Genomic DNA, 25,011 nt, shown 5'->3' with positions numbered 1-25,011 from the left:
GTGCGGAGTACCGTGGAGGTGACGAGGAGGCCGGAGCCTCCAGGAGGCGAGGTCGCCCCGTGTTCATGAAGCGGTGTGGGATGCGACGTGGGCGGCGGTGTGGTGATCAGGCGTACGCAGGGGTCCTCGCGAGGGCGCATGCACGCGGCTGACGAGTCCGCCCGGAGCCCGGTCGGTGCGATCGGGCGCGTCACCGTGCCGATCCCGTCCGACGGTCCGGGCGAAGTGCTGGTGGCCGTACGGGGCGGGTCGGAGGCATACACCGCATGGTCGGTGAGATCGATCGACCGTGACGTACGCGTCGTTGTCGTCGACTCGGTCTCGGCGCGCGGCGTGATCGTGGAACCCCTGCCGTCCTGATTCCGGGCGGCGGATCCGGGTACGCCGGGCAGTCACGCACGGCAGGAGTCTTCCGATGTTCTTCTGGCACGTTCCCGCCCCCAACGAGGCGATGCTCATATCCGGTTCCAAGAGGCAGACCCTGGACACCCAGTTCCGGATCGTCACCGGACACGGCAGCTTCGTTCTCCCGGTGAAGCAGAAGGTGCGCATGCTCTCCCTGGCGCTGCGGGAGGCGGAACTCACCGAGGACTGCGTGACGCAGCAGGGGATCCGCCTCAACGTCCGGGCCGTCGCCGTCTTCAAGGTCGGCGACGACGCCGTGTCCATCGCCAACGCGGCACGTCGCTTCCTGACCGAGCAGGAACAGATGGAGGAGCTCGTCGGCCGGATCTTCGCGGGCCACCTCCGGTCCATCGTCGGCGGACTGACCGTGGAGCAGATCATCCGCGAGCGCAACCGGGTGTCCCAGGAGGTCATCGCGGGCAGCCACGGCGAGATGGAGAAGCTCGGCATCGTGGTGGACGCCCTCCAGATCCAGGAGATAGAAGACGCCACCGGCTACATCAAGAACCTCGCCGCCCCGCACGCCGCCGCAGTCGCCGGCCAGGCCAGGATCGCCGAGGCCAGGGCCGACCAGGAGGCCAGCCAGCGTGAGCAGCAGGCCGCCGCGCTCAAGGCGGAGTACGAGCGCGACACCGCGATCAAGCGGGCCGGCTTCCGGGCCGAGACCGAGCAGTACAACGCCCGTGCCTCGCAGGCCGGGCCGCTCGCCGAGGCCAGGGCGTCGCAGGAGGTCATCGAGGAGCAGACCGCACTGGCCGAGCGGCAGGCCTCCCTCGCCGCGCAACGGCTCGAAGCGGAGGTCCGGCGCCCGGCGGACGCCGAGGCCTACCGGCAGCGCACCCTCGCGGAAGCGGCCCGTGACCGGGTGAAGTTCGAGGCCGACGGCGGCGCGTACACCGAGCGGACCCTCGCCCAGGCGCAGGCCGATGCCAACAGCGTGCGCGCGGCCTCGCTGCGCGACGGCAACCAGGAGCTCATCGCGGCCAACCGCATCGTGGAGAACCTCCCGGCCCTGGCCGACGCCGCCGCCCGCGGTATGTCGGGGGCCGATCTCACCGTTCTCAACGGCACCAGTGGTGTCAACGAGATGGCGGCGGGCGTGGTCGGCCAGGGGCTGGCGATCCTCCAGTCCCTGCAGCACGGCGCGAGTGCGATGAAGCCGGCGGCGTTCGACGGGAAGGCCGCGGCACGGATCACCGAGTCGAACTGAGGGGGCGGAGCGGGGCGGGCCGTTCCCGGGCGCGCGCGGCCGTGATGTCCCCAGTGGTCACGAGTGCGTCGGACATGCCGTACAGTTGTATTCACCGACGCGGGGTGGAGCAGCTCGGTAGCTCGCTGGGCTCATAACCCAGAGGTCGCAGGTTCAAATCCTGTCCCCGCTACTGAAGATTCAGGCCCGGCACGCAGACAGCGTGCCGGGCCTGAATCATGTCCGCCTCGGATTCGGCGGCCCGGGACGACCGGCCGGTGCCCGATGGGGGAGCAGGCCGGGCGGGTGTGTGAGCTGTGCCACGGGCTGCCCCCATTGGGCGATGAGGAGTCGCCGTGCGGGCCCGTTCGGGCGAGCCTGGGGTGGGGCGCGGTACCTCGCGCGTACCGGGCAGGAGAGCACAGGTGGGGATGCGGCTGGAGCGGCGCGGCGGACACGGCGAGTACGAAGCCGCCCGTACCCGGCGTTTCGTCCGCATGCTGCCCGCGCTGATGATCGTCGGCGGAGTGCTGTTCGACGTCCTCACTCCGCAGGCGTTCACCGCCATTCCGCTGTTCGTCGCGGCGCCCTTGATCGCGGCGCCCTTCTTCTCGCTGCGCAGCACCATGGGCACCGGTGCCGCCTCGGTGCTGGCCGTGATCGTGCTGCGGCTGATCACCAACACGTTGCCGTTGGTCGTGCCGCTCAGTGAGCTGCTCACCGTGGCCACCGTCTCGGCCCTCGCGGTCGTGATCAACACGGTGGTACGGCGCAGCAACGAGCAGCTGGCCTCCGCACGGGTCGTCGCGGAGACCGCCATGCGCGCGGTGCTGCCGAAGCCGTCCGACCGGATCGGCGGGCTCCAGGTGGCGGCGCGGTACGAGGCGGCGCAGGCGGACGAGTTCGTGGGCGGAGACCTGTTCGCCGTGACGGAGACCCCGCACGGGGTGCGGCTGGTGGTCGGGGACGTACGGGGGAAGGGGCTCGAAGCGGTCGAGTCGGTGGCGGTGGTCATCGGGGCGTTCCGGGAGGCGGCCGAGCCGGAGCGTTCGCTGGAGGGTGTGGCGCAGCGACTGGAGCGGGCGCTGGCGCGGGAGGAGTCGCGGCGGAGCGGTCTGGAAGCGGTCGAGGGCTTCACCACCGCCGTACTGGCCGAGATCCCGTCCGGTGCGTCCCGGGTCCGGATCGTCAACCGCGGTCACCCCGAGCCGATCCTGCTGCACCCGGACGGGGTGGTGGAGGTGCTCGGGCCGACGGTGCCCGCGCTGCCGCTCGGGATGGGGCTGGGAGCGTGGCCCGACCGGGCCGACGAGTGGGACCTGCCGGCCGGGGCGACCCTGCTGTTCTACACCGATGGTCTCTCCGAGGCGCGGGATGCCGACGGCGTCTTCTACGATCCGGCGGCCCGGCTGCGCGGGCGGATCTTTCCCGGGCCGGAGGAGCTGCTGTCCGCGCTGATCGATGACGTGCGGCGCCACACGGGGGGCGAGACGACCGACGACATGGCGCTGCTCGCGGTCGCACGTCCCGCCGAGGGGCAGCCGGACCGGCGGAGGACCGTGAGCATCGTGGGCCCGGACGGGACGTGACGGGTGGGGCGACGGTGCGCCGGACCCGGTGGGGCGGTGCGGCTCCGGACCCGAAGGAAACCGTGCGTAATCAAAAGGCGCCGCTCCGCATAACATATGATGCAACGTCAGAAAGTCGTCGACGCCTAAGGGCCGATCAGGTCGTCCGACTCCGAACGGTTTTGTCCGGTAAAGGCCAGGCCAAAGAGGTGAGCGATCCAGGGGAACGGCTTGGAATCGAGCCCCCGCGTCTATTAACGTTCGATAACGCAGCGCGGTCGTCCCAGCCGTCGTCAGTGGCGGCACCGTGCGCGAGCGCCGAATTCCGCAAGGGAACCGGGGAACCATCCATATGGGGTGAATCGGGCATCCATGTCTCGTGAGAGGCGAGAGAGGCCCGTAGGAGACCTTCCTGCTCCGAACCCGTCAGCTAACCCGGTAGGCGAGAAGGAAGGAAAGGAGTGCGCCCACGTGGCGTCCAACAAGCCTGCCCCCGAGGCCCCTTCACGGTTCGACTCCGAGTTCGGCACCGGCCTCGGCGTCACTGGCGGCGGATCAGAATTCGGTTACGGACACCAAACCCTCGGGACGGGAACGGAGTTCGGCGCCGACCACGGCACCGAACCGGGTGCCGGCTTCGTCGGTGAGTTCGGTGGCGAAGCCCGTGCGGACGACGGCAGGGAACCCGCCGGGAGCTGGGACGAGTGGAACCCCACCGAGGAGTCCGTCCGTCCCGTGCGCGGCAAGCACCGGGTGGCCAAGCAGCGCAACGCACTTGCCCGTAGCTCCACGGTGCTCGGCGTCGGTGTCATAGCGGCGGTCGGCGCGGGCGGCATGGCCAGCGCACAGAGCAAGCCGCCGGTCTCCATCTCCCTTCCCGACTCCATCTCGGACAACCTCCCCGAGGTCAAGTCCCTCCCCGGGGTCGGCGCCCTGTTCTCCAGCGACTCCGAGGCCGACCAGGCCGCCGTCGAAGCCGCCGCTCCGCTCACCACCGCCGGCATCACCACGGCCGAGGCCGAGCAGGGGGCGACGGACGCGGGCGAGGCGCTCCGTGCCCGCATCCTCCAGCAGGCCGAGCAGCAGCAGGACGCCGCCGATGCCGAGGCCAGGGCGGCTCAGGAGAAGGCCGCCGCGGAGAAGGCCGCCGCCGAGGCCAAGAAGCAGCAGGACGAGGCCGAGGCCAAGGCCGCCGCCGAGAAGAAGAAGGCGGAGGAGGAGGCCAGGGCGAAGGCCGAGGCACTGCGACTCGCCAAGCTCGCCGCCAGCTACGCCCTCCCGACCTCCTCGTACACGGTCACCTCGACGTTCGGTCAGGCCGGCTCGATGTGGTCCTCGGGCTACCACACCGGCCTCGACTTCGCGGCGCCGACCGGCACCCCGATCAAGGCCGTGCACACCGGCACCATCACCTCGGCCGGCTGGTCCGGTTCGTACGGCTACCGCACGGTGCTGGAGCTCGAGGACGGTACGGAGCTGTGGTTCTGCCACCAGTCCTCGATCGGCGTCAGCGTCGGCCAGAAGGTCACCACCGGTGACACCATCGGCCGGGTCGGCGCGACCGGCAATGTGACCGGCCCGCACCTCCACCTGGAGGTCCACACCTCCGACGGCACGGGCATCGACCCGATGGCCTGGCTGCGCGACAAGGGCCTCACCCCCTGATCCACCGGCCGCTTCCCCGCCGGTGTGAACCGAGCCGGTTCACCGGCTGCCGAACCCCGGCGGCCCTGACGCTCACCCCCCGACGTCAGGGCCGCCGGTCCGTCGCCGTCCCGCCGGTCCGTCGCCGTCCCGCCGGTCGGAACGGCCGTCCGGACCCGGCGGAACGGGCTGTCCGGAAGCGGCTGTCGGGGCCGGTCCGCCGGAATAGCCGAACTGCTGGAATCCGTTGATCCACACATGACTTCTCTTCGTGAGCTGGGCCCCTCCGACCTCCGGGTCTTCCCCCTTGCCCTCGGCGGCAACGTCTTCGGCTGGACAGCCGACGAGACGCAGTCCTTCGCCGTTCTGGACGCCTATGCCGCGGCGGGCGGCAACTTCATCGACAGTGCCGACGCGTACTCCGCCTGGGTCCCGGGCAATGCGGGCGGCGAGTCGGAGACCGTCATCGGCAAGTGGCTCGCGGCACGGTCCAACCGTTCCGACATCGTCGTCGCCACCAAGGTCGGCGCCCACCCCTCGTACCGGGGGCTCTCCGCCGCGAACATCAAGGCCGCGGCCGAGGAGTCGCTGCGCCGGCTCGGCACCGATCACATCGACCTGTACTACACGCACTTCGACGACGAGACCGTGCCGGTGGAGGAGATCATCACCGCCCTCGACCACTTGGTGAAGGAGGGCAAGGTCAGGGAGATCGGCGCCTCCAACATCAGCCCCGCACGGCTCCAGGAGTCCCTGGACTTCTCGGAGCGCGAGGGGCTGGCCCGTTATGTCGCCCTGCAGCCGCAGTACAACCTGGTCTCCCGTGACACATACGAGGGCGAGCTCCAGGACACGGCCGCCCGGGCCGGGCTCGCCGCCGTCCCGTACTACGCCCTGGCCTCCGGCTTCCTCACCGGCAAGTACCGTCCGGGCGTCCCGGTGGAGAGCGCGCGGGCCGAGAAGGCCGGTCAGTACCTGGAGTCGGAGCGGGGGCAGAAGGTGCTGACCGCGCTCGACAGGATCGCCCAGGAACACGACGCGGAGGTCGCGACCGTCGCGCTCGCCTGGCTCGCGTCCCGGCCGACCGTCGCCGCGCCGATCGCCTCGGCCCGTACGGTCGAGCAGCTGCCCGCACTGGTGGCGGTCGCCGACCTCGCGCTGACCGAGCAGGACCTGGCCGACCTCACCGAGGCATCCGCCTGACAGTGACGCCCCGGACCGCGCGCCGGTCGCGCCCGGGCCCCGCATGCTCCGGGGCCCGGGCGCTTCTGGGCGCGGCCGTGGGGCCTTACTGCGGTGGTGGAGGCCGGCGCGGGTCCAGGTAGGGGTTGTGGCCGTAGCCGCCGTAGCCGCCGTACGGCGTGTGCTGCGGGAACGGGTGCGGGGACGCGTACGGGGCGGCCGGTCCGTGGGGCGGGCGCAGCAGACCCGTCGCCTGAGCGGCATACGTCAGGGCGGGCGAGGCCACGTCCCTGCGCTGCCAGAGGTGGTGCAACAACTCCAGCTCACGCTCGGCGAAGTCCGGGCCTGCCGTCCCGAGGCGGGCCTGCCGGCGCAGTGAGGCCAGTGAGGTCGCGAACGATTCGTACTCGGCGACGGCACGGGCGGCAGCTCTGCCATGGGCCTCGGCCTGCGCCTTGGCATGCGCTGCGACCTGGGCCGCCGGCCCGCGCCGGGGCGAGGCGTACGCCGGCGCGTACCCCGGTCCGTACGCGGGCACGGGTCCGGTGGCGTACGGGCCGACCCAGCCTCCGCGTGCCGCGAGGGCGTGGCGGCGGCGTGCCGCCTCGCGTGCCATGCCGCGGGCCCGCATCGAGGAGAGGGCCAGCGGCTCGGCGGGGGCCAGCCAGCCGGCCGCCGCGTAGGCGGGCAGCTCGGCCGCGAGGGTGCGCAGCTCCCGTCGGCGCGACCAGATCGCCAGCCAGGTCACGAGGGAGAAGACCGGGACCATGAAGAGTCCGTACACGGCGTAGAAGCTGTACGGGCCGAATGCGGCCGACCCGTTCCACAGGGAGTGCATGCCCATGGCGAGGACGAGCCCCAGCAGGGGCAGCGCGATACGCCGGATCCGGTGGCGCCGTGCACTGGCCGCGGCCAGCCCGAACCCGATTCCGGTGAGCACCGTGAAGAGTGGGTGTGCGAACGGGGACATCACCGCCCGTACGAAGAACGTCGCGGCGGTCACCGCGACAGCGCCCGAGAGGCCTGTCCGCTGGTCCTCGCCGAAGGCACTGCCCAGGTAGAGGATGTTCTCGGTGAAGGCGAAGCCGCTCGCGGCGAAGCCCGCGACGACGATGCCGTCGACGATCCCGTGGAACTCGCGTTTTCGGAACAGAAAGATCAGCAGGACGGCCGCGGCCTTGGCGCTCTCCTCGACGACCGGGGCGATGAGCGTGGCACCGAGGGTGTCGGCATCCGCGGGGTCTGCGGTGGCTGTGGCTATCCAGTGGGTTGCGAATGAATTGGCGATGATTGCCACCAGGGCGGCCGCGAACGCGCCCCAGGCGAAGGAGAACAGCAGATTGCGCCAGGGCGCTGGTTCGACCCGGTCCAGCCACCGGAACGCCGCCATCAGGAGCGGTACGGGCAGGACGGCGAGACCCAGCCCGACGAGAAAGCCCTCGGTGCCCGTCTGATCGCGGACCAGGGCCAGGATCGCCAGAGCGCACAGCGCGAGCACGGTGCACACGGCCGAGATCCGGAATGCCTTGCTCCGCCAGACCATGCCGACGCGGCGGGGCCGGTAGCGCCAGAGCCTGCGCTCCGGTACGGCAGCCAGGATCTCGCCGACCCGCTGCTCATCGAGAAGCGGGACGACCGGTTGCGACTGTCGTTGCTGGAGAGACCCGTCGGACACCACCCGATGACCCTAGCGAGCAGGACCGACAGTCGGCCATGGGACGAGTGACCTACGCCCCCGGCACCGGGCTTTGTGCCCGGCGACCGGGTGAGCGGCGGGGCTGAGCGGCGGGGCTCAGCAGCGGGGCTCAGCAGCAGGACTCAGCGGCGGGCGAAGAGCAGATCGTGCACGACATGGCCCTTGTCCAGGCCCTGCCCTTCGAACCGGGTCAGTGGCCGGAACGCCGGTCGCGGCGCATAGCCGCCGTCCGCCTGGGTGTTCTCGAAGAGGGGGTGCGCGGTCAGCACCTCCAGCATCTGCTCGGCGTACGGCTCCCAGTCGGTCGCGCAGTGGATCACGGCCCCCGGCTTCAGCCGCTGCGCCACCAGATCGAGGAACTCGGGCTGGATCAGCCGCCGCTTGTGATGGCGCTTCTTGGGCCACGGGTCGGGGAAGTACACCCGCAGCCCGTCCAGGGAGTCCGGCTTCAGCATCTCGCGCAGCAGGATGATCGCGTCACCATTGCCGACCCGGATGTTGGACAGGCCGTTCTGGTCCGCGAGACGGAGCAGATTGCCCTGGCCCGGGGTGTGCACGTCGACGGCGAGAATGCCCGTGCCCGGGTCGTCGGCCGCCATCTGCGCGGTGGCCTCACCCATGCCGAAGCCGATCTCCAGCACCGCGGGGAGTCCGTCGAACAGCTCGGGCAGGTCGAGGACGTGCTGTCCGTCGATGTCCAGGCCCCACTTCGGCCAGAGCCGCAGCAGCGCGTCCTCCTGGCCGGGCGTGACGCGGCTGCGACGCGGCTGGAAGCTGCGGATACGGCGCTCATGGTGCGATCCGGCGGGATCGATCGCCGGTCCGCCGGGGAAGCGCGGCTCCTGGCGCAGCCTGCGCTGCCGCTCGAAGGAGGCGGCGCGCAGCTCGTCCGGGATCCCGGACGAGGTCCTGCCGGTCGTCGGAACGTCGGTCGGAACGTTCGGCGGAACGGGCGGCTGCGCGGAGGAGTCCGTGGAGGGGTTCATGGGCTCAGACACAATGCCCCGATTCTACGGCGGGCGGCTTCCACCCCGTCCCCCGTGCCCGGAGCAGCGCCCTGCGTGCCACCTCTCGCCCGATGGGCAGGGAGGCCGTCGCGGCGGGCGACGGGGCGTTCAGTACGTGCACGGTGTGCGGGGCCTCGCGGATCAGGAAGTCGTCCACCAGGGTGCCGTCCCGCAGCACGGCCTGTGCCCTGACCCCGGACGGGGCCGGGAGCAGATCGGCCTGTGTGACCTCGGGCAGCAGCCGCTGCACGGCTGCCGTGAACGCGCGCTTCGACAGAGAGCGGTGCACCTCGCCCGCTCCGTACCGCCAGTGCCTTCGCGCGATCCGCCAGGTGCCGGGCCAGGTCAGGGTGTCCGCCAGCTCACGGGGGTGCACGACCGGCCAGCCGTACCCCTCGCGGGCCAGCGCGGGCACCGCGTTCGGTCCGACGTGGACGCTGCCGTCGTGGCCCCGGGTCAGATGCACACCGAGGAACGGGAACGCCGGATCGGGCACCGGATAGACCAGGCCGCGCACCAGCTCCGGCCGGGCCAGCTCGTAGTACTCCCCCCGGAAGGGCACGATCCGCACCCCGGGGTCGTCGCCCGCGAGCCGTGCCACCCGGTCGGAGTGCAGCCCCGCGCAGTTGACCAGCACCCGGGCCCGCACCACCGGGCCGTCCGCCGTGCGCACCGCCACGCCCCAGGGGCGCCGGTCGATCGCGGTGACCTCCGAGCCGTAACGGATCACTCCGTCCGCGGCGCCCACCTCGGCGGCGAACCGCGCCGCGACCGCGCCGAAGTCGCACACCCCGGTCGTCCCGACATGGATCGCGGCGAGCCCGCGCACCCGGGGCTCGTACTCCGTGATCTGGGCGGGCCCCAGCTCGCGCACCGGCAGCCCGTGCCGGCGGCCGCGCTGGACCAGGGCGTGCAGCCGGGGCAGCTCGGACCGCTCGGTCGCGACGATCAGCTTGCCGGTCACCGCGTGCGCGATGCCGTGCTCGGCACAGAAGCCGGTCAGCTCGGCGGCGCCGCGCACCGCGTAACGGGCCTTGAGCGAGCCGGGAGGGTAGTAGATACCGCTGTGGATCACGCCGCTGTTGCGCCCGGTCTGGTGGCGGGCGGGGCCCGATTCCTTCTCCAGCACCGTCACTCTGGTGCCCGGGGCGGTGCGCGTGATCGCATACGCGGTCGACAGGCCGACGATTCCGCCGCCGATCACCAGCACATCGCAGTCGTACGCCATGTGCGTCATCGTTGCACCACCTCCCAACCCCGATAGTGCACTGACCCACTGACAACGTCCTCAAACCGGGCGGGCTCAGCGTGGCGCGGAATCCCCGTTCCAGTGGGCCGGGTATGCCGCAGAGACGTCGGCCGTACGCGCCGCGTACCCGATCCGTGAGCGGCGGGGCACCACGGCGCCCCGCCCGGACGGGGCGAGGACGCCGTGGCGGCGTCCTCGCTCAGGTGCCGGCGGGCATGCGTGGCCGGATCCGGTTCAGGCAGGCGCCACCAACAGCGGCCGGGCCCGCTCCCGCAGCTCGGCGACGCGCGGCTCGTGCCCGTACGGTTCGAGCCGGTGCAGCAGGTCCCGTACGTACTCCGTGGTGCGTGCCGAGGAGATGCGGCCCGCCACCTCCACCGCGCGGGTGCCCGCCGCGCAGGCCGCGTCCAGATTCCCGGACTCCAGCTCGGCCACGGCCGACACCACGAGCCGCAGCCCGTGCGAGCGGACGAACTCCTCGGTGGGCCGGGACAGGGCCTGCTCGGTGAAGCGTCGCACCTGCCGGGGTGCCTTCAGATCGAGGTGGCACTCCGCGGCATCGGCCGCGAACCGGTCGTAGGAGTAGAAGCCCAGCCAGGACGGATCCGCGTCACCGTCCCTGGACCGCTCCAGCCAGCTCTCGGCGGCCTTCAGCGCTGCCCCCGCGGCCGATGCGTCGCCCGCCTTCGCATGGGCGCGCGCCTCCACCAGACGGAAGAAGCTCATCGTGCGGGCCGTGGCGAGCCCCCGGTTGCGTTCGACGGCCGCCTGCGCGAGGTCGACTCCCTCGTCGGCGAAGCCGCGGTAGGTCGCCTGCAGCGACATCGAGGCGAGCACATAGCCACCGAGCGGCACGTCGGCCGCGGCCCGCGCCAGACGCAGCGCCTGGATGTAGTAGCGCTGCGCGGCTTCCTGCTGGCCGGTGTCGAAGGCCATCCATCCGGCGAGCCTGGTCAGCTCCGCCGCCGCGCCGAAGAGCGCCCGGCCCACCTCGTCGCTGTACGAGCCGAGCAGCAGCGGCGCGGCGTCCACCCGTAAACACTCGGGAACCATCGAGGAACGCCAGTCCCCGCCTCCGTACTTGGAGTCCCAGCGGCGGGCGTCCTGGGCCGCCTCGCGCAGCTTGGAGACATCGCTGTGGCCGACCCGCAGCGAGGAGATGTCGTGGGGGAGCGCGTTCGTGGCCGTGCCTACGGGCGGGGGCGCGGTCTGCGGGCCCGGCTGAGCAGGGATGGCCGGGGTCCGTCGGGACTCCACGGCTCCCAGGGTTCCCGGCGCCACCTGAACCGACTGGGTCCCCGTCGACGTCCGGGTTCCGGGTGCCGTCCGCGCTCCAGCGGCACCCGGTGGGCCCTGGGCCTCCGCGTCCGCTGCGGTGCCGCCCGCGGGTGACGTGCTTGCCGCGCCCGTCGCACCCGGCTCGCCGGACCGGGCATCCGCGCTCTTGTCAGTCGCCGTACCCGAACCTCTCTGCGCCCCTGCACCGGGCTGTGCGCCCTGTGCGCCCTGGGTGCCGAGGACGGCCGCCTCGGCTGTTGTCGCATCGCGTGCCACCGTTGCGTCGGCGGGGCATATCAGCCAGCGGGATGCAGGCGTCGCGTACGCACTCACCGAGAACGAGCCCGCGAGCGACTGCCAGATCCCGCCGCCGGTCCGTCGTCCGGCCAGATCCAGCCGGTACAGCTCGGTCGCGGAGCGGACCGCCTCGGCCACATCGCGCGGAAAGGCCAGCCCGACCTCCGGCGCCGGATCGGCGTCCGCGAGTCCGATCTCGTGCAACGGGACCGGCCGGCCGAGTTTGGCGCCGATCGCCGCCGCGATGAGATGGGGCGCGGCGCCCTGCGGCACCATGCCCTTGGAGACCCACCGTGCCACCGAGGTCTTGTCGTACCGGAGGGTCAGACCGCGCTGCGCCCCGAGGTCGTTGACGCGCCGGGCGAGCCCGGCGTTGCTGATTCCCGCGAGGGCGAGAACGGTTCCGAGCTTCTCGTTCGGTCCGCGTTGCTCCCTGGACATGGACACCCCTCGACACACAGACGGCAGCCGCGTCACCGAAGCGGCGCGCGGCATTCGTACCGTGTCCTCCCCAGGGACGAACCCCGGCACTCGGGCCGCACACGCATCTGGCCGAGCCCCGAGGAATATGCCTCCTGCCGAGAACCTCAGTAAAAGCCAGCGTAGTTCGCCGCATCCCTACCGTTAAGGGGCAGACGTCCGTATGGCGGGATTGTTGTCCGTGCGGAGGTGAGCGGTCTCGCGGCGCCGCTCCGACCGCCGTCGCGGGCCGGCCGGGACATCGCGTACCGCGGTCCGGACCCCGCCCGGATCCGGATCGGCCGGGGCGGGTGCCCTGTCCGGCGCCCCGTTCGTGCGCTCCCCGGAACATCGCCGGGGCGCGGGGACGGACTCGCCCGCCGGGCTCCGCACGTGCTCCTGGTGTGTGGCCGTGCGCCCGGCCGTGCGCTCTCGTACGGCCGAATCGGAAGCGTTTCCATGGGTGCTGCGTGGGTCGGCCCGCTGCATGGGACTCAGTGGGCTGGGGGACACTGCCGCCTCATTCCCCGCAGGCGGTGGGACCGGTCCGGGAGGTGGACTCCGCCTCCCGGACTGTGCGTCGGTACTGGTCCGGGCCGGTCTCCGGGCCCGGACCGGACCACTGCCCACTCCTGTGGCGGTCCTCTTCGGCAGAGTCGGGCTCCAGAGGAGGCCGGGCAGGGCCGGGGAGACAATTGCGCCGAAAGGGCATGTCTGGTGCGCTGATTTTCCTGTCCCCGAGGTGCAACCTCCCCTCAAAATGGCCGAATATTGCCCGTCGCCCGCCGGGGAACCGACCGAGGTGCGGATCATCCCGCCGGCCGTCGTACGTCGTCCCCCTCGGCCCGTGGCCGGAATCCGGCCGCCGGAACGCGTTCCTCAGGGGGACGCAACACGCTGTGTGAGCAAGGGTGTTGGTGCACGCTGTGCCTCATGCGACCCGTGCGTCGACCGGGTCACGGGATATCCGCAGCCGACTCCCGTCCGGTGCGCCTCAGGCAGTGTCCGGCCCCTGCCCGTTCCGTTCCGGTTTTTGCCAGGGGCGCATGCGCTGACGACGTGCGCCGTCCGTAGCCCCTCCTGTGCGCCTTTGTCATGGCAGCATGGTCGCAACGGCGCTGCGCACCACCGCAGTTATCCCGGTGACTCCCTGCTGCGCCGTTTCGTCCACAGCCTGTGGAGGCGGCGATGCGTTGGTTGGTGGGGTGGAGCAGTATCGCCGCGAGCTTCGGCACGGCCGGTGCCGTCGGAGCCGCCGACGAGGGGCGCACGGTGCATCCCGTCGGATCCCAACTCCTGTGGGGGGACCCCGATCCGCTCTGGGCCGTCGGCGACTGGCGCCCCGACGAGATCCGGATCAGCACGGTCGAGACCCCCGGAGGGGCGCCCACCGCCCGCATGGCCGTACTCGGCTGCTGCAGCGCCACCGACGAGCAGTTGCGCTCCGGCCTCCTCGCCGCCCGCGGCGGAGCCCTGCGCCATCTCACCTCCTGGCCCGGCAGCTACACGACCGTCGTCCAGGTCGGCCGCCGGATCACCGTCATCGGGGACCTCGCCGGGGCCCGCCCGGTCTTCTACACGCCCTGGGCAGGCGGTACGGCCTACGCCACCGCCGCACTCCCGCTCGCCGACCTCATCGGGGCCCAGCTCGACATCGGGCACCTGGCCGCCCTGCTCGCCTGTCCCGAAACGCCGGAGGCGCTGCGCGACGGCACCCCGTACGCCGGAGTGAAGCGCATTCCGCCGGGGCACACGCTCATCCTCCGTGAGGGCTCGCGCGAGATCACCGGGTACGAGGCGGTGGCCTCCCTCGCCGTCGCCGCGCCGCAACTCGACCCGGTCAGCGCCGTTGACGGCGTGCGCGACGCACTGGTCGAAGCCGTACGCGCCAGGCTCACCGCCCCGCGCCACGCCCCCGAGACCCTGCCGCCCGACCCCGGCCCGGTCCCCGGCATGGGACCCGCCGAACGTCGCGCCGCCCGCGGCGCACCCGTACCGGGTATCGGTGCCGACCTCTCCGGAGGCAGCGCCTCCGCCACGCTCGCCCTGCTCGCCGCCGGACTGCCGGGCCTGCCCGGCACCCTCCTCGGCCACGGCGCGGGGGCGGGGGAGCGGCTGCTCGCCGTCACCTTCAACGACCTCACCACGCGTGGGCACGAGGACGAGCTCGAACGCGCCCGGGTCATCGCCGCGGACCCGCGCCTGCACCACGTCGTCGTCGCCGCCGGTGAGGAGGCCCTCCCCTACGCCGATCTGGGCGGCGGCCCGCTCACCGACGAACCCGCCCCGTCCCTCGTCGCCTCCGAACGCCACCGCCGCCGTCTCGCCTCCGGCAGCGCCGACCACTTCGTGGGAGCCGGCGCCCGACAGGCGCTCGACGCCCACCCGGCCCGCCTCGCCGACCTGTTGATGGACCGGCGGCGACGCCATCTGCTGCGTCCGGTCGCCGCACTCGCCAGGGCCGAGGGCCCGACCGCGCACTCCCTCTTCGTCCCGCTGACCGTCTACCGCGCGGCTCGTCGACTTTCCCGTACGTCCTACCGCGCCGGTCTGGAGACGGCGGCCGACCGGTTGCCGGGTGCCAACCGCCACACGCCCGATCTCGACACCCCCGCCGCTGCGTCGCTCGCCGCCCTCGCCTGGTCGCGGCCGGGGCCCGCCGCACGCTGGCTGACCGGGGAGGCCCTTGCCGAGGTGTCGGTCCGTCTGCAGGAGGCGGCGATCCGCCCCGTCTCCGTCCAGCGCCCGGGCGAGGCCCGCGCCCGGGCCGCCCTCGCCCGGTACGCCGCCGACCACCGGATCCTGGAGCAGGCCGCGGAGAACCGCAGCCAGCGGGTGCACGCCCCGTTCCTCGACAACCAGGTCGTACGCGCCGCCCGTGCGCTCCCCGAATCGCTCCGGGTCCAGCCCGGTGCCCGCGCCGCGATCCTGCGTCAGGTGCTCGCGGGCGCGGGCATCCACGAGCTGCCGCACGGCTGGGGCACCCCCTCCCTCGCCACCTCGCAGGAGACCGCCCGCACGGGGCTGCGGGCCGCCCTCCCCGGTCTGATCGCTCTCTTCGACGCCCCCCTGCTCGCCGATGCGGGCCTGATCGAGGCGCGCGTCGTGCGGAAGGCCCTGCGTGCGGCGTCGGAGGGCGAACCGCTCCCGCTGGACGGCCTGGCGCACCTGGCGTCCACGGAACTCTGGCTCCGCCGCCTGGTCTCCCGGCGTGGCACCTGCTGGACGGGCACGGAGGCACCCCGCCAGCGCGCGGTCGCGGGCGGAGTCGTCCCGGCGAGACGGACCTTGCAGCCGTAGCCGGCGAAGGACGGGCGCCGAGATCGCAGCTGTACGAGGGGAGGTGCGCCGAGACCTCAGCTGGTACGAGAGGAAGCGCGCCGAGTTCTCAGCTGTACGAAGGTCAGCGCGCCGCGGGCGGCCCGCTGACGGTCGGCGCAGTCATCGAGTCCCTGACCGGCTTTCTCGCGGACCTCCCGACCTCCTCACTGACACGTGATGGTCGAGGCGGCCCAGTTGGCGAGGGCCGCACCTCCTCCCTTCTCCAGCCGCTCGACGACGAGCCGGATCTTCTTCTGGCCGCCGATGCCGAGCCGGACCGGCACGGCACGGTCGTCGCGCCTCAGCGCCGAGGACTGCCACAGCAGCGTCCTGTCACCGCCGAGGACGGAGAAACGCACCGAACCGGACCACCTCGTCGGGTCGTCGAGCCCGACCATGGCCTCGAAACGCGTGCAGGGGCGGTTCAGCCGGATGGTGACCGAGGACTTGCTGTGGACGGTCACCCCGTGTGCGTACCAGGTTCCGCCGATCGACAGGCCGGAACGCTGCTGGAGCCAGTTGCTCTCATTGACCGATATTTCCGGCCGCGAGTGGTCGCCCCGCATCGAGTAGCTCAACTCGCTGAGCCGGTAGACGGTCTGAGGGGCAGGCCTGGGAGTCGGATCCGGAGAGGGAGGTTTCGGTGAGGGGGACGCCGACGGTTTGGAGGTCGGCGTCGGCCCGGGGGTGCGCGTGGGCTTCGGTGTCGAAACCGGCTTCGGCTTCGGTGTCGGAGTCGGCGTCGGCGTCGGCGTCGGGGTCGGCTTCGATGTGGGTTTCGGCTTCGGTGTCGGCGTCGGGTCGGGGGTGGACGCCGGCGTCGGAGCAGTCGCGGGCTTCGGTCCGGACGTGGGCGAGGAAGTCGGGGAGAAGGCGGGTGATCCGGGCGGCCCCGGGGCGGCCGGTGCCGGCGTCGATGTCCTGGGCTTCGGCACCACGGGTGCCACGGACGCGGGCTTCGCCTCGCGCCTGGCCTCGGGCTCCGGCTGGTCGTCGCCGATCAGAGCCCAGGCCAGTCCGGCCGACACGGCCAGGGCGACCGCCGCCGCGATTCCGGCCTTCGCGGGGATGCCCAGTCCCCCCGCCGCGGCACCTCCGGCCGCGCCTCCGGACGAACCTCCCCCACCCGCCGCCGCGGCGACACCGGCTCCCGCTGCTCCCGCTACTCCTGCCGCGCCACCGGCAGCCTTGAGCGCGTATCCGGCGGCGAACCAGCCGATGACCGCGACCGGCAGCAGCGCGGGGATCCCGGCGTTGACATGGGCCAGTTCGCCCGCGACGCCCCGGCACCTGGCGCACTCGTCCAGGTGTCCGTGCAACCCGCGCTCCGCCCGCATCCGGAGTCCACCCCGTGCGTACGCGCCGAGGCGGTCGGCGTAACGGGCGCAGTTGCCGTCCGAGGTGAGCGCCTGGCTCACATGCGCTTGCAGATAGGCCTGCTTGAGTCCCTCCCGGGCCCGTTTGGCGAGGACGGCCGTGGCATTGGCGCTCAGCCCGAAGAGCGGGGCGATTTCGCTGGGCGACTCCTCCTCGACCGTGGTGTGCCACAGCACCGCCTGCCAGCGCTCCGGCAGGCTGCGGAACGCGTCCATCGCCATGGACTGCTCGGCGTCGTGCATCGCCAGCACATCGGCACCCACGTCGAGCCTGTCCGTATCCGACAGCGGGGAGGGCCGGGACGCCTCGGTGGCGAACACCGCGAAGTCGTCGACCAGTTGCTCCCGCTTCGCGGTCTTGGCCCAGGCGGCTCCGACGTGCCGTACCGATGTCATGAGGTAGGCCCGGACCGCCTCCTCGGGACCCTTGCCCCGCTGGACCGCCTGCAGGGTGCGGGCGAAGACCTCGGCCGTCAGGTCGTCGGCCGTGTGCGCGTCCCGGCAACAGGTCCGCGCGTAACGGCGTACCGCGTCCGAATGCCGCCGGAACAGCTCCGCGTACGCGAGATCGTCACCGTCCCGCATCTGCCTGATCAACTCGCCGTCGGAGAAGCCGGAACCGGAGGTACCGGCAGCACTGCCGGCGCGGCCCTCCCGCTGCATCGGCACGGCGGCACCGGAGTCGGCAGCGGACTCGTCGGGCGTCGACCACGGACCGGGCAGGACGGTGCCGCCCTCCGTGCCACCGGCCGACCGCAGGGGGCCGCCCTGACCCGGTACCTGCGGGGTGGACGGCCCACCGGTCCCCGCCGCCTCACCCTTGGCTGAGACGTCGTCGAGCGACTTCTCCTGCTGCCCGTCACCGCTCATCGCGGAAGCTCCCGTATGCACCGTCGGAACCGAATATCGGGCAAGCGTTTCACATTACGTGTTCACACCGAACCTCTGCGTCCCCATAAGCGCTCGTCCGGGGCGTTCCGGCAGGTGAGGGGCGGTGGCCCCCCACCCGGGGACGGAGCGTTCCGCGGCCCGTACGGACGACTGGGGCGGAGCCTTCCGCGGCCCGTACGGACCGGTGGGGAGGAGCCTTCCGCTCTCCCGCACGGAAGGACGGGGCGGATCCTGAGCGGCCTCCCCGCCGGGCGTCGGCCGGGTGCGGCTAGCCTGCTGAAGGGGCACCGAGCCGAGGGCATACAGGCGATGCACGAGCGGCCCGATCGCGCCGACGGCCGCCCGCCCAGACCCGCCCGGCACCGCCTCACGGACTCGAAAGCCGACCGGAGTCCGCTCCGTGGCCGCGCACCGCGCCCACGCCCGGGTACTTCACGTCGGCTTACCCGCTCAAGCGGCAGGCCGTGAGCGCAGCCCCTCCAGCAGGATGTCCAGCAGCCGACTCGACGCCGCGGCCTGCTGTTCGGCATCGGGCAGCGAAGGTGCCGCCGTGGCGATGACCAGCAGCACATCCGCCACCGTCACATCACGGCGAAGCTCACCGGCCGCACGCGCCCGGTCCACCAACCGGCCGACCACGTCCAGCAGTTCACCGGCCCCGGCATCGTCCTGCACATCGGACTCCGCGGCGGGCCGGAGGCCGCCCTGCCCCATGCCGTGGCGCTGCTGAGGCACCCATGCCTCGCCCCCCGCGCCGTCCGTGCCCGAGACCGGCACTGAAGCCGCAACAGCCCCCGGCAGCCCCTCGGCCGCGGCGTCGGCATCGACCCCGACCCGCAGCACCTGCGGCGGCAGCAGCCGCCCCGCACCCGAGGCCACGGACGTCCGCAGGAAGCGCGACAGCGCCGACCACGGCTCCTCCTCCTGGCCCAGGGCGGTCCGTGCCTGGGCCGTCAACCGGGAGGTCTCCTCCTCGGCTATCCGCCGCACCAGGACGTCCTTGCTCGGGAACCGCCGGTACACCGTGCCGACTCCGACCTTGGCGCGACGCGCCACGTCCTCCATCGGAGCCCCGTAACCCAGCTCGCCGAACACCTCGCGCGCGGCTCGCAGTACATGCTCCAGATTGCGCTGTGCGTCCACCCGGAGCGGAGTCGAGCGGCCGTTCGTCACGACTGCCCCCGCCGCGGCGGACGTGCCGACCGGCATCTCCGTGTCCATGGTCCCCACTGCTCCGATTCGCCCGTTTCCGTCGGGAGAATGGGACGTGGCTGACGTGACTGCCGCAGCGGTCTGCCAATGAGATTCCTGAATGGGCATAACTTTTCCCCCGGTTATGACGTCTCCCCCCGGAGACTTCCCGCCGTTTGAGCCGGAGCGCGGATCACGGTCTCGACCGACACCCCGACGACATACGAACATAGTTGAGCCCGGGTCAATTCAGAAGAGGGTGGTTCCGCACGGAGCGCCCCCCGATCGGAGCAAGGACCGGTTGGTCACTGAATCGGCCCCTGCCCTCCACCTCCACACCAACCCCTGACCTGCGGAGCTTCCGTAATGTCGCCGTGATCAGCGGCAGCGGCCCGTCCAGAACCTCCGGTCACACAATTTGCCGGGCCTGTGGACAAACCCTTGAGCGCGTTGCGTCATGGGGTGGTGAAGGCTTCAGACTCCGTGGGAACACACTCCGCACCCGCGTCCGGTGTGCGCATTCTCGTCGTCGGCGGCGGCCACGTCGGGATGTACACAGCGCTGCGTCTCCAGCGGAAGCTGAAGCACAGACTCCGAAGCGGGACGGCCGAGATCGTCGTCATCACGCCCGAGCCCTATATGACGTATCAGCCGTTTCTGCCCGAAGCGGCTGCCGGTTCGATCTCGCCCCGCCATGTGGTCGTTCCGCTCCGCCGCGTCCTGGCGCACTGCACGCTCGTGATCGGCGAGGCGCACCGTATCGATCACACGAAACGGACGGCGACCGTCACCACACTCGCCACCGGGGAGGACGGCACGGGAGCCGTAGAGATCCCCTACGACGAACTCGTCCTCGCGCCCGGCTCCGTCTCGCGCACCCTCCCGATTCCCGGCCTCGCCGACCACGGCATCGGCTTCAAGACCATCGAGGAGGCCATCGGCCTGCGCAACCACGTCATCGAGCAGATGGACATCGCCTCCACCACCCGCGACCCGGCCATCCGCGACGCCGCCCTCACCTTCGTCTTCGTCGGCGGTGGATACGCGGGCGTCGAAGCCCTCGCCGAACTGGAGGACATGGCCCGCTACACCTCGCGGTACTACCACAACATCGAGGCGGACGATCTGAAATGGATCCTGGTGGAGGCGTCCGGTCGCATCCTTCCCGAGGTCGGCGACGCCATGGGCAGATACGCGATCCGTGAACTGCGCGGCCGCAACATCGACGTACGCCTCGACACCCGGCTGGAGTCCTGCGAGGACCGGATCGCCGTCCTGAGCGACGGTTCCCGCTTCCCGACCCGCACCCTCGTATGGACCGCCGGAGTCAGACCCGCGCCGATTCTTGCCGCCACCGACCTGCCGCTCGACGAGCGAGGCAGGATCACCTGCACGGCGGAACTCTCCGTCGAAGGAAGGGAACACGCCTGGGCAGCCGGGGACGCCGCGGCCGTCCCCGATCTCACCAGCGCCGAAGTCGGCAGGACAACCGCGCCCAATGCCCAGCACGCCGTGCGTCAGGCCAAGGTCCTCGCCGACAACGTCCTCGCGTCGATCAGCGGCAACCTCCTCGAGGAGTACCGCCACCGCTACGTGGGCTCCGTCGCCTCCCTCGGCCTCCACAAGGGCGTGGCCCATGTGCGCGGGCGCGCGATCAAAGGCTTTCCGGCCTGGCTGATGCACCGTACGTACCACCTGAGCCGTATCCCGACGTTCAACCGGAAGGCCCGTGTCCTTGCTGAATGGACCCTCGCCGGGCTTTTCAGACGCGAGATCGTCTCCCTCGGTTCGCTGGAACACCCGCGCGCCGAATTCGAACTCGCCGCACGAGGCAGACACCCCGGCCCGGTCGGCCCACCCCGCCCGGGCGGCGCGCCGGGGAGCGAACGGCCACCGGACCCCGATGCCCGGACGGACAAAGGCAACTGACTGCCCGTCGCCCTGCCCGCGCACCCGACCGTACCGAGAAGTGTCCGTACGGTCCGTCACACTGGACATGTGACCATGGGTGGGGATTACACCTGCACTGAGTGAACCGGCCGGCAGTGACCGACACCGAGCAGCCCGCCCGAGCGGACCAGACCGACACACGAGGCCAGAAATTCCGTGAACTTCACGCGCTGGAGCGCCCGACTACCAGGAACGCAGCGGCGCGCCGCCGCACGGGACGACCGCAGTTCCGTACCCTCGGCCCGTGCCGAGTACCCCCGGCCGGAGACCGGCCCCCGGCAGCGGGACGGCGGCACGAGCCGCGTCACGCCCGGCGACGACAGCGGCGTCACCGAGAACCGCGGGCCGGCCCCGGAGGACCTCTCCACCCGGGACATCCTCGGCCAACTGCCCGCCCTGGTGGCCCTGGTCCATGGACCCGACCACCGGATCGCGTACGTCAACGACGCCTACACCGCAGCCTTCGGACCCCGCCCCACGGGCGCCACCGCCGCCGAGGCGATGCCCGAACTCACCGAGCTCAGCCTGCTGCCCCTCATGGACCAGGTCCTGCGCAGCGGCACCCCTCGTACGGTCAAGTCCCGCAAGGTCCGCAGCGGCAACTCGTACACCGTGACCTGCACCCCGGTGCACCGGGGGACCGACGGCTGGAAGCAGAGCAGAAGCGGCAGGGGCAACAGGAACAGGAGCCGGGTCAGCGACGGCGGAGTCCTGGTGTACGCCGCCGACGTCACCGACCACGCCGAAGCGGCCGAACGCCTCCGCGCCAGCGAACGCCGTCACCGCGAAACGGCCGTCACCCTCCAGCGCTCGCTGCTCCCGCAGGAGCTGGAGCAGCCCGACGACCTGCGGATCGCCGCCACCTACCAGCCCGGCGGCACGGACGCCGCGGTCGGTGGCGACTGGTACGACGTGATCACCCTCGGCGCGGGCCGCACCGCCCTGGTCATCGGCGACGTGATGGGCCGCGGGGTGCGGGCCGCCGCCGTCATGGGCCAGCTCCGTACGGCCGTGCGCGCCTATGCGCGCCTCGACCTCCCGCCGCACGAGGTGCTGCAGCTCCTCGACGGCCTCGCCGCCGAGATCGACGCCAGCCAGATCGCCACCTGCGCCTACGCCGTCCACGATCCGAACGAGGGACAGCTGGTGTACGCCTCCGCCGGGCATCTGCCGATCCTGGTGTGCGACGAGGACGGTACGGTCCACCGCGCCGAGGACCCGACCGGACCGCCGCTCGGCACCGGAGGCTGGATCCACACCTCAGGCACGATCGCGCTGCCGCCCGGTTCCACCGCGGTCCTCTACACGGACGGCCTGGTGGAGCGCCGCAGCGAGGACATCGACGAGGGCGTCGCCGCGCTGGAGCGTGCGCTGTCCGGGGCCAAGGGCTCACCCCAGGTGGTCTGCGACCGGCTGATCCGCTCCCTCGGCGTCACCGCCGAACACGACGACGACGTGGCGGTCCTGGTGGTTCAGCACCCCGCCCGCACGGGCGCGGACGCGGAACTCTTCCACAACGCCTCGCTCGATCTTCTCGGCGGCACCGAAGCGGCCCCGCGCGCCCGCGCCTTCGCGACCGGCGTCCTGACCTCGTGGCGCTTCCCGGCCGAGCTCTGCGACCTCGGCGTACTGGCCGCGGGCGAACTCGTCGCGAACTCCCTCCAGCACGGCACCCCGCCGATGCGCCTGGGCCTGCGCCGCACGGACCGACGCCTGATCATCGAGGTGACCGACGGCGACGACCACCTGCCGCGCCGCCGCCGCGCCGATCCTGCGGACGAAGCGGGTCGCGGCATCTCCATCGTCGCGACGATCGCCTCGTCCTGGGGCAGCCGCCGGACACCGGGCGGCGGCAAAGCGGTCTGGTGCGAATTCGTGCTGCCGAAGTGAGGGCCCTGCCGAAGCGGGGCCCCACGCACCCCGGCGCACTCCTGTGCGCCCCGCGCGCGATCCGGTCGGTTCAGCGCGTGGTGACGGCCGAGGCGGCCACGGGTCCGGTCTCCGGCCGGGACACGGCCACGACCCTGGATGCCATCGCCGCGATCGAAGGCTGATCCTGCACGGGGGTGAGCCGACGGCCGAGCCGCAGCGCCAGCACCGTGATGCCCAGCGAGAACAGCACGAACGTCACGATGTACGGGCCGTGCAGCGTCGCCCCCATCGGCCCGCCCACGGCCGGACCGATCGCCAGCGCGAGCTGCTTGCACAGGGCGAACGCGGAGTTGTACTGCCCGACCATCGACTCCGGCGCCAGATCGGCGACCAAGGGGGCCAGCGTCGGGGACAGCATCGACTCGCCGAGTCCGAACAGCGCATAGGTGGAGATCATCGCGGCCGTCGCCATGGTCTGGCTGCCGTGCCCGAGCCCCGCGTACCCCGCCACGACCCAGGCGAACGCCCAGATCAGACCGACTGAGGCGATGACCCGGCTGCGCCTGCGGTGCTCCACCAGACGCAGCACGACGAACTGCGCCACGACGATGACGGCCGTGTTGGCGGCCAGCGCGACGCCCAGCGTCGAAGGCTGGATCCCGGCGGCCTCGGTGCCGTAGGCGGAGAGCCCGGACTCGAACTGCCCGTAGCAGGCGAAGAACAGCACGAAGCCCAGCACGCACAGCTGCACCATGGCCCGGTGCGACAGCAGCGCCCGCAGCCCGCCCGTCGCCCCGGCCCCTTCAGCAGGCCTTGCGTCGGGGAAGGACGGCGTACGAGGCATCCGCACCGTGGCGGCGATGACACCGAGCACGATGAACATCGCGGCCTCGATGAGGAACAGCAGGGTGAAGGTCTCCGGCCGGCTCGTGTCAACGATCTGGCCGCCGACCAGCCCGCCGATCCCGAGTCCGAGGTTCTGCAGGAAGAACTGCATGGCGAAGGCACGCGTACGGGTGGCGGTGCTGGAGCACCAGACGAGCATGGTGGCGAGGGCCGGCTGCATGACCGCTGTGCCGGCGCCGAGGACCGCGGCCGACAGCACGGCGGAGGCCGTGTTCGACGACAGACCGAGAGCGACCGAGCCCAGGGCGGCGGTGACCGAGGCGACGACGAGCACGGCCAGCGGTCCGCGCCGGTCGAGGGCACGCCCGCTGAAGGGCAGGACAGCGAGTGCTGCCATGGCGAAGACCGCCAGCACGACTCCCGCCGTACCGGCGCCCAGATCACGTACCTGTGCCACATAGACGTACAGATACGGAACGGTGAACCCCACCCCGAAGGCGCTCAGCGCGCTCCCCAGCTGGATTCGCCGCAGCGCTGCGCCCATCTCCCTGGTCACACTCACCTACCTCAGATCTCCAAAGAACGACGTGTCGAGCCACTCCAAGACTCGAACCCGAAGACTTTAGCACTAAAGTTAGAAGCTCAACAATTCACCTTGAAGGACTTCGAGGGCTATGGGGGGCATGGAATACTGCCCGCCATGTCTGACACCACCGAGCAGCCCGGCCCGCAGGAGCCGAGCCTCGACGAGCAGATCGCCGCCTATCAGCGCGAGTTCCGCGATCTGGACCCCCAGGTCGAGCAGGTCGTATCGGCCCTGGGGCGACTGAACCGCCGGATGAACGTGGCGTACGGGCGTCAGGTCGCCGCCCTCGGTATCAGCAACGCCGAGTGGGAGGTCCTCAAGACCCTGGTCCTGGCCGGCTCCCCGTACCGACTGGGCCCGGGAGAGCTGGCGAAGCGCCTCGGGCTCACCCCGGCGGCCATGACCCACCGCATCGACCGCATGGCGGGCGAGGGCCTGGTCACCCGGGACCGGGACGAGAGCAACCGGGTGCGCGTGATCGTCGAACTGACCGACGAAGGCCGTGCGAAGTGGCTGGAGGCGATGCGCATGGCCTCCGACTTCGAGGAGGAGCTGCTCCAGGACCTCTCGAGCGAGGAACGCGGGGTCCTCGGCGACATGCTCATCCGGCTCCTGCGCCGTGTGGAACACGCGCAGCCGGATGCGGGTGGCCGTCTCACCGACCTGGACTGAACCGGGGCCGACACGCGGGGGAAAGAGCTTGACCTGGCGAAGTTGACACACCCTTCCTCGATCCGTAAGGTTCTTCGAGTTGTCAACGAGCCGGAACGGTTCTGCGACAACCGATCCCGCCGCGGACGCGGCAACCAAAACTCAGCACGATCTCCCACTCGGGACAATTTCGGCATGCCGAAATTAATTTCGAAGGCTCGATTATGAGTCGCCGGGAGAATCCGCTAGAGTTTGGGACGTCGGAACGGCCCAACGGCCGGGAGGACAAACCCAACTGACTGGGAATCAGGCCCGAAAGGATCTGATAGAGTCGGACTCGCCGAAAGGGAAAT

At 71.6% G+C, this 25,011-nt stretch carries 16 protein-coding genes, 1 tRNA gene and 1 riboswitch; of the genes, 10 read left to right on the top strand and 7 right to left on the bottom strand.

Annotated elements, in window-relative coordinates; translation table 11 throughout:
• Window positions 1-138: 138 nt before the first annotated feature.
• From AB0L71_RS26955 to AB0L71_RS26930, 6 genes are all read left to right on the top strand, one after another.
• Window positions 139-360, top strand: coding sequence for a hypothetical protein (locus tag AB0L71_RS26955; protein ID WP_365247674.1), 222 nt, complete (start codon window positions 139-141; stop codon window positions 358-360).
• Window positions 361-415: 55 nt separating this feature from the next.
• A complete protein-coding gene (locus AB0L71_RS26950) occupies window positions 416-1,615 on the top strand; it encodes an SPFH domain-containing protein (protein WP_365247672.1) in 1,200 nt (399 codons plus the stop codon).
• 98 nt (window positions 1,616-1,713) lie between these two features.
• Window positions 1,714-1,787 (top strand) — tRNA-Met (locus AB0L71_RS26945).
• A gap of 238 nt (window positions 1,788-2,025) precedes the next feature.
• On the top strand, window positions 2,026-3,183 hold the full coding sequence (locus tag AB0L71_RS26940; protein ID WP_365247829.1) for a PP2C family protein-serine/threonine phosphatase: 1,158 nt from the start codon (window positions 2,026-2,028) through the stop codon (window positions 3,181-3,183).
• A 285-nt stretch (window positions 3,184-3,468) separates the two neighbouring features.
• A riboswitch (cyclic di-AMP (ydaO/yuaA leader) is annotated at window positions 3,469-3,622 on the top strand.
• Between the two features lie 11 nt (window positions 3,623-3,633).
• Window positions 3,634-4,827, top strand: a complete 1,194-nt coding sequence (locus tag AB0L71_RS26935) for a M23 family metallopeptidase (protein ID WP_365247670.1) — start codon at window positions 3,634-3,636, stop codon at window positions 4,825-4,827.
• A 237-nt stretch (window positions 4,828-5,064) separates the two neighbouring features.
• Window positions 5,065-6,009 (top strand): aldo/keto reductase, encoded by a 945-nt coding sequence (locus tag AB0L71_RS26930; RefSeq protein WP_365247668.1) that lies wholly within the window; start codon window positions 5,065-5,067, stop codon window positions 6,007-6,009.
• An 85-nt stretch (window positions 6,010-6,094) separates the two neighbouring features.
• Here AB0L71_RS26930 and AB0L71_RS26925 read toward each other — a convergent pair whose 3' ends face one another.
• The 4 genes from AB0L71_RS26925 to AB0L71_RS26910 all read right to left on the bottom strand — a co-directional run bounded on the left by AB0L71_RS26925 (window position 6,095) and on the right by AB0L71_RS26910 (window position 11,956).
• Window positions 6,095-7,663, bottom strand: coding sequence for a PrsW family intramembrane metalloprotease (locus tag AB0L71_RS26925; protein ID WP_365247666.1), 1,569 nt, complete (start codon window positions 7,661-7,663; stop codon window positions 6,095-6,097).
• 143 nt (window positions 7,664-7,806) lie between these two features.
• Window positions 7,807-8,670: a tRNA (guanosine(46)-N7)-methyltransferase TrmB gene (gene trmB, locus AB0L71_RS26920; protein WP_365247664.1), complete on the bottom strand. Its 864-nt coding sequence runs from the start codon at window positions 8,668-8,670 to the stop codon at window positions 7,807-7,809.
• Window positions 8,671-8,674: 4 nt separating this feature from the next.
• Window positions 8,675-9,928 (bottom strand): L-2-hydroxyglutarate oxidase, encoded by a 1,254-nt coding sequence (gene lhgO, locus AB0L71_RS26915; protein WP_365247662.1) that lies wholly within the window; start codon window positions 9,926-9,928, stop codon window positions 8,675-8,677.
• 246 nt (window positions 9,929-10,174) lie between these two features.
• Window positions 10,175-11,956 carry a sporulation protein gene (locus tag AB0L71_RS26910; RefSeq protein ID WP_365247660.1) on the bottom strand — a complete coding sequence of 594 codons (1,782 nt, stop codon included), beginning with the start codon at window positions 11,954-11,956 and terminating at the stop codon, window positions 10,175-10,177.
• A gap of 1,206 nt (window positions 11,957-13,162) precedes the next feature.
• Here AB0L71_RS26910 and AB0L71_RS26905 point away from each other — a divergent pair.
• Window positions 13,163-15,274 carry an asparagine synthase-related protein gene (locus tag AB0L71_RS26905; protein ID WP_365247658.1) on the top strand — a complete coding sequence of 704 codons (2,112 nt, stop codon included), beginning with the start codon at window positions 13,163-13,165 and terminating at the stop codon, window positions 15,272-15,274.
• A gap of 185 nt (window positions 15,275-15,459) precedes the next feature.
• Here AB0L71_RS26905 and AB0L71_RS26900 read toward each other — a convergent pair whose 3' ends face one another.
• Window positions 15,460-17,541, bottom strand: a complete 2,082-nt coding sequence (locus AB0L71_RS26900; RefSeq protein ID WP_365247656.1) for a sigma-70 family RNA polymerase sigma factor — start codon at window positions 17,539-17,541, stop codon at window positions 15,460-15,462.
• A 471-nt stretch (window positions 17,542-18,012) separates the two neighbouring features.
• Window positions 18,013-18,882, bottom strand: a complete 870-nt coding sequence (locus AB0L71_RS26895) for a helix-turn-helix domain-containing protein (RefSeq protein WP_365247654.1) — start codon at window positions 18,880-18,882, stop codon at window positions 18,013-18,015.
• Between the two features lie 384 nt (window positions 18,883-19,266).
• Here AB0L71_RS26895 and AB0L71_RS26890 point away from each other — a divergent pair, with 384 nt between their 5' ends.
• Together AB0L71_RS26890 and AB0L71_RS26885 are read left to right on the top strand one after the other, a co-directional pair.
• The gene (locus AB0L71_RS26890) at window positions 19,267-20,682 is read left to right on the top strand and encodes an NAD(P)/FAD-dependent oxidoreductase (RefSeq protein ID WP_365247827.1); all 1,416 of its coding nucleotides are present in this window, start codon (window positions 19,267-19,269) and stop codon (window positions 20,680-20,682) included.
• 177 nt (window positions 20,683-20,859) lie between these two features.
• Window positions 20,860-22,593 carry a SpoIIE family protein phosphatase gene (locus tag AB0L71_RS26885; RefSeq protein ID WP_365247652.1) on the top strand — a complete coding sequence of 578 codons (1,734 nt, stop codon included), beginning with the start codon at window positions 20,860-20,862 and terminating at the stop codon, window positions 22,591-22,593.
• 70 nt (window positions 22,594-22,663) lie between these two features.
• On the opposite strand, the gene AB0L71_RS26880 is transcribed toward AB0L71_RS26885, so the two are convergent.
• Complete coding sequence (locus AB0L71_RS26880) at window positions 22,664-23,965, bottom strand: MFS transporter (RefSeq protein WP_365247825.1); 1,302 nt, start codon at window positions 23,963-23,965, stop codon at window positions 22,664-22,666.
• Between the two features lie 156 nt (window positions 23,966-24,121).
• On the opposite strand from AB0L71_RS26880, the gene AB0L71_RS26875 reads away from it, so the two are divergent.
• Window positions 24,122-24,679 (top strand): MarR family transcriptional regulator, encoded by a 558-nt coding sequence (locus tag AB0L71_RS26875; protein WP_365247650.1) that lies wholly within the window; start codon window positions 24,122-24,124, stop codon window positions 24,677-24,679.
• Window positions 24,680-25,011: the final 332 nt, after the last annotated feature.

Source organism: Streptomyces sp. NPDC052052 (assembly GCF_040680455.1).
Lineage (GTDB): Bacteria > Actinomycetota > Actinomycetes > Streptomycetales > Streptomycetaceae > Streptomyces.
Note: the sequence above shows the minus strand (reverse complement) of the source record. Positions and strands in the feature narration are given on the sequence as shown.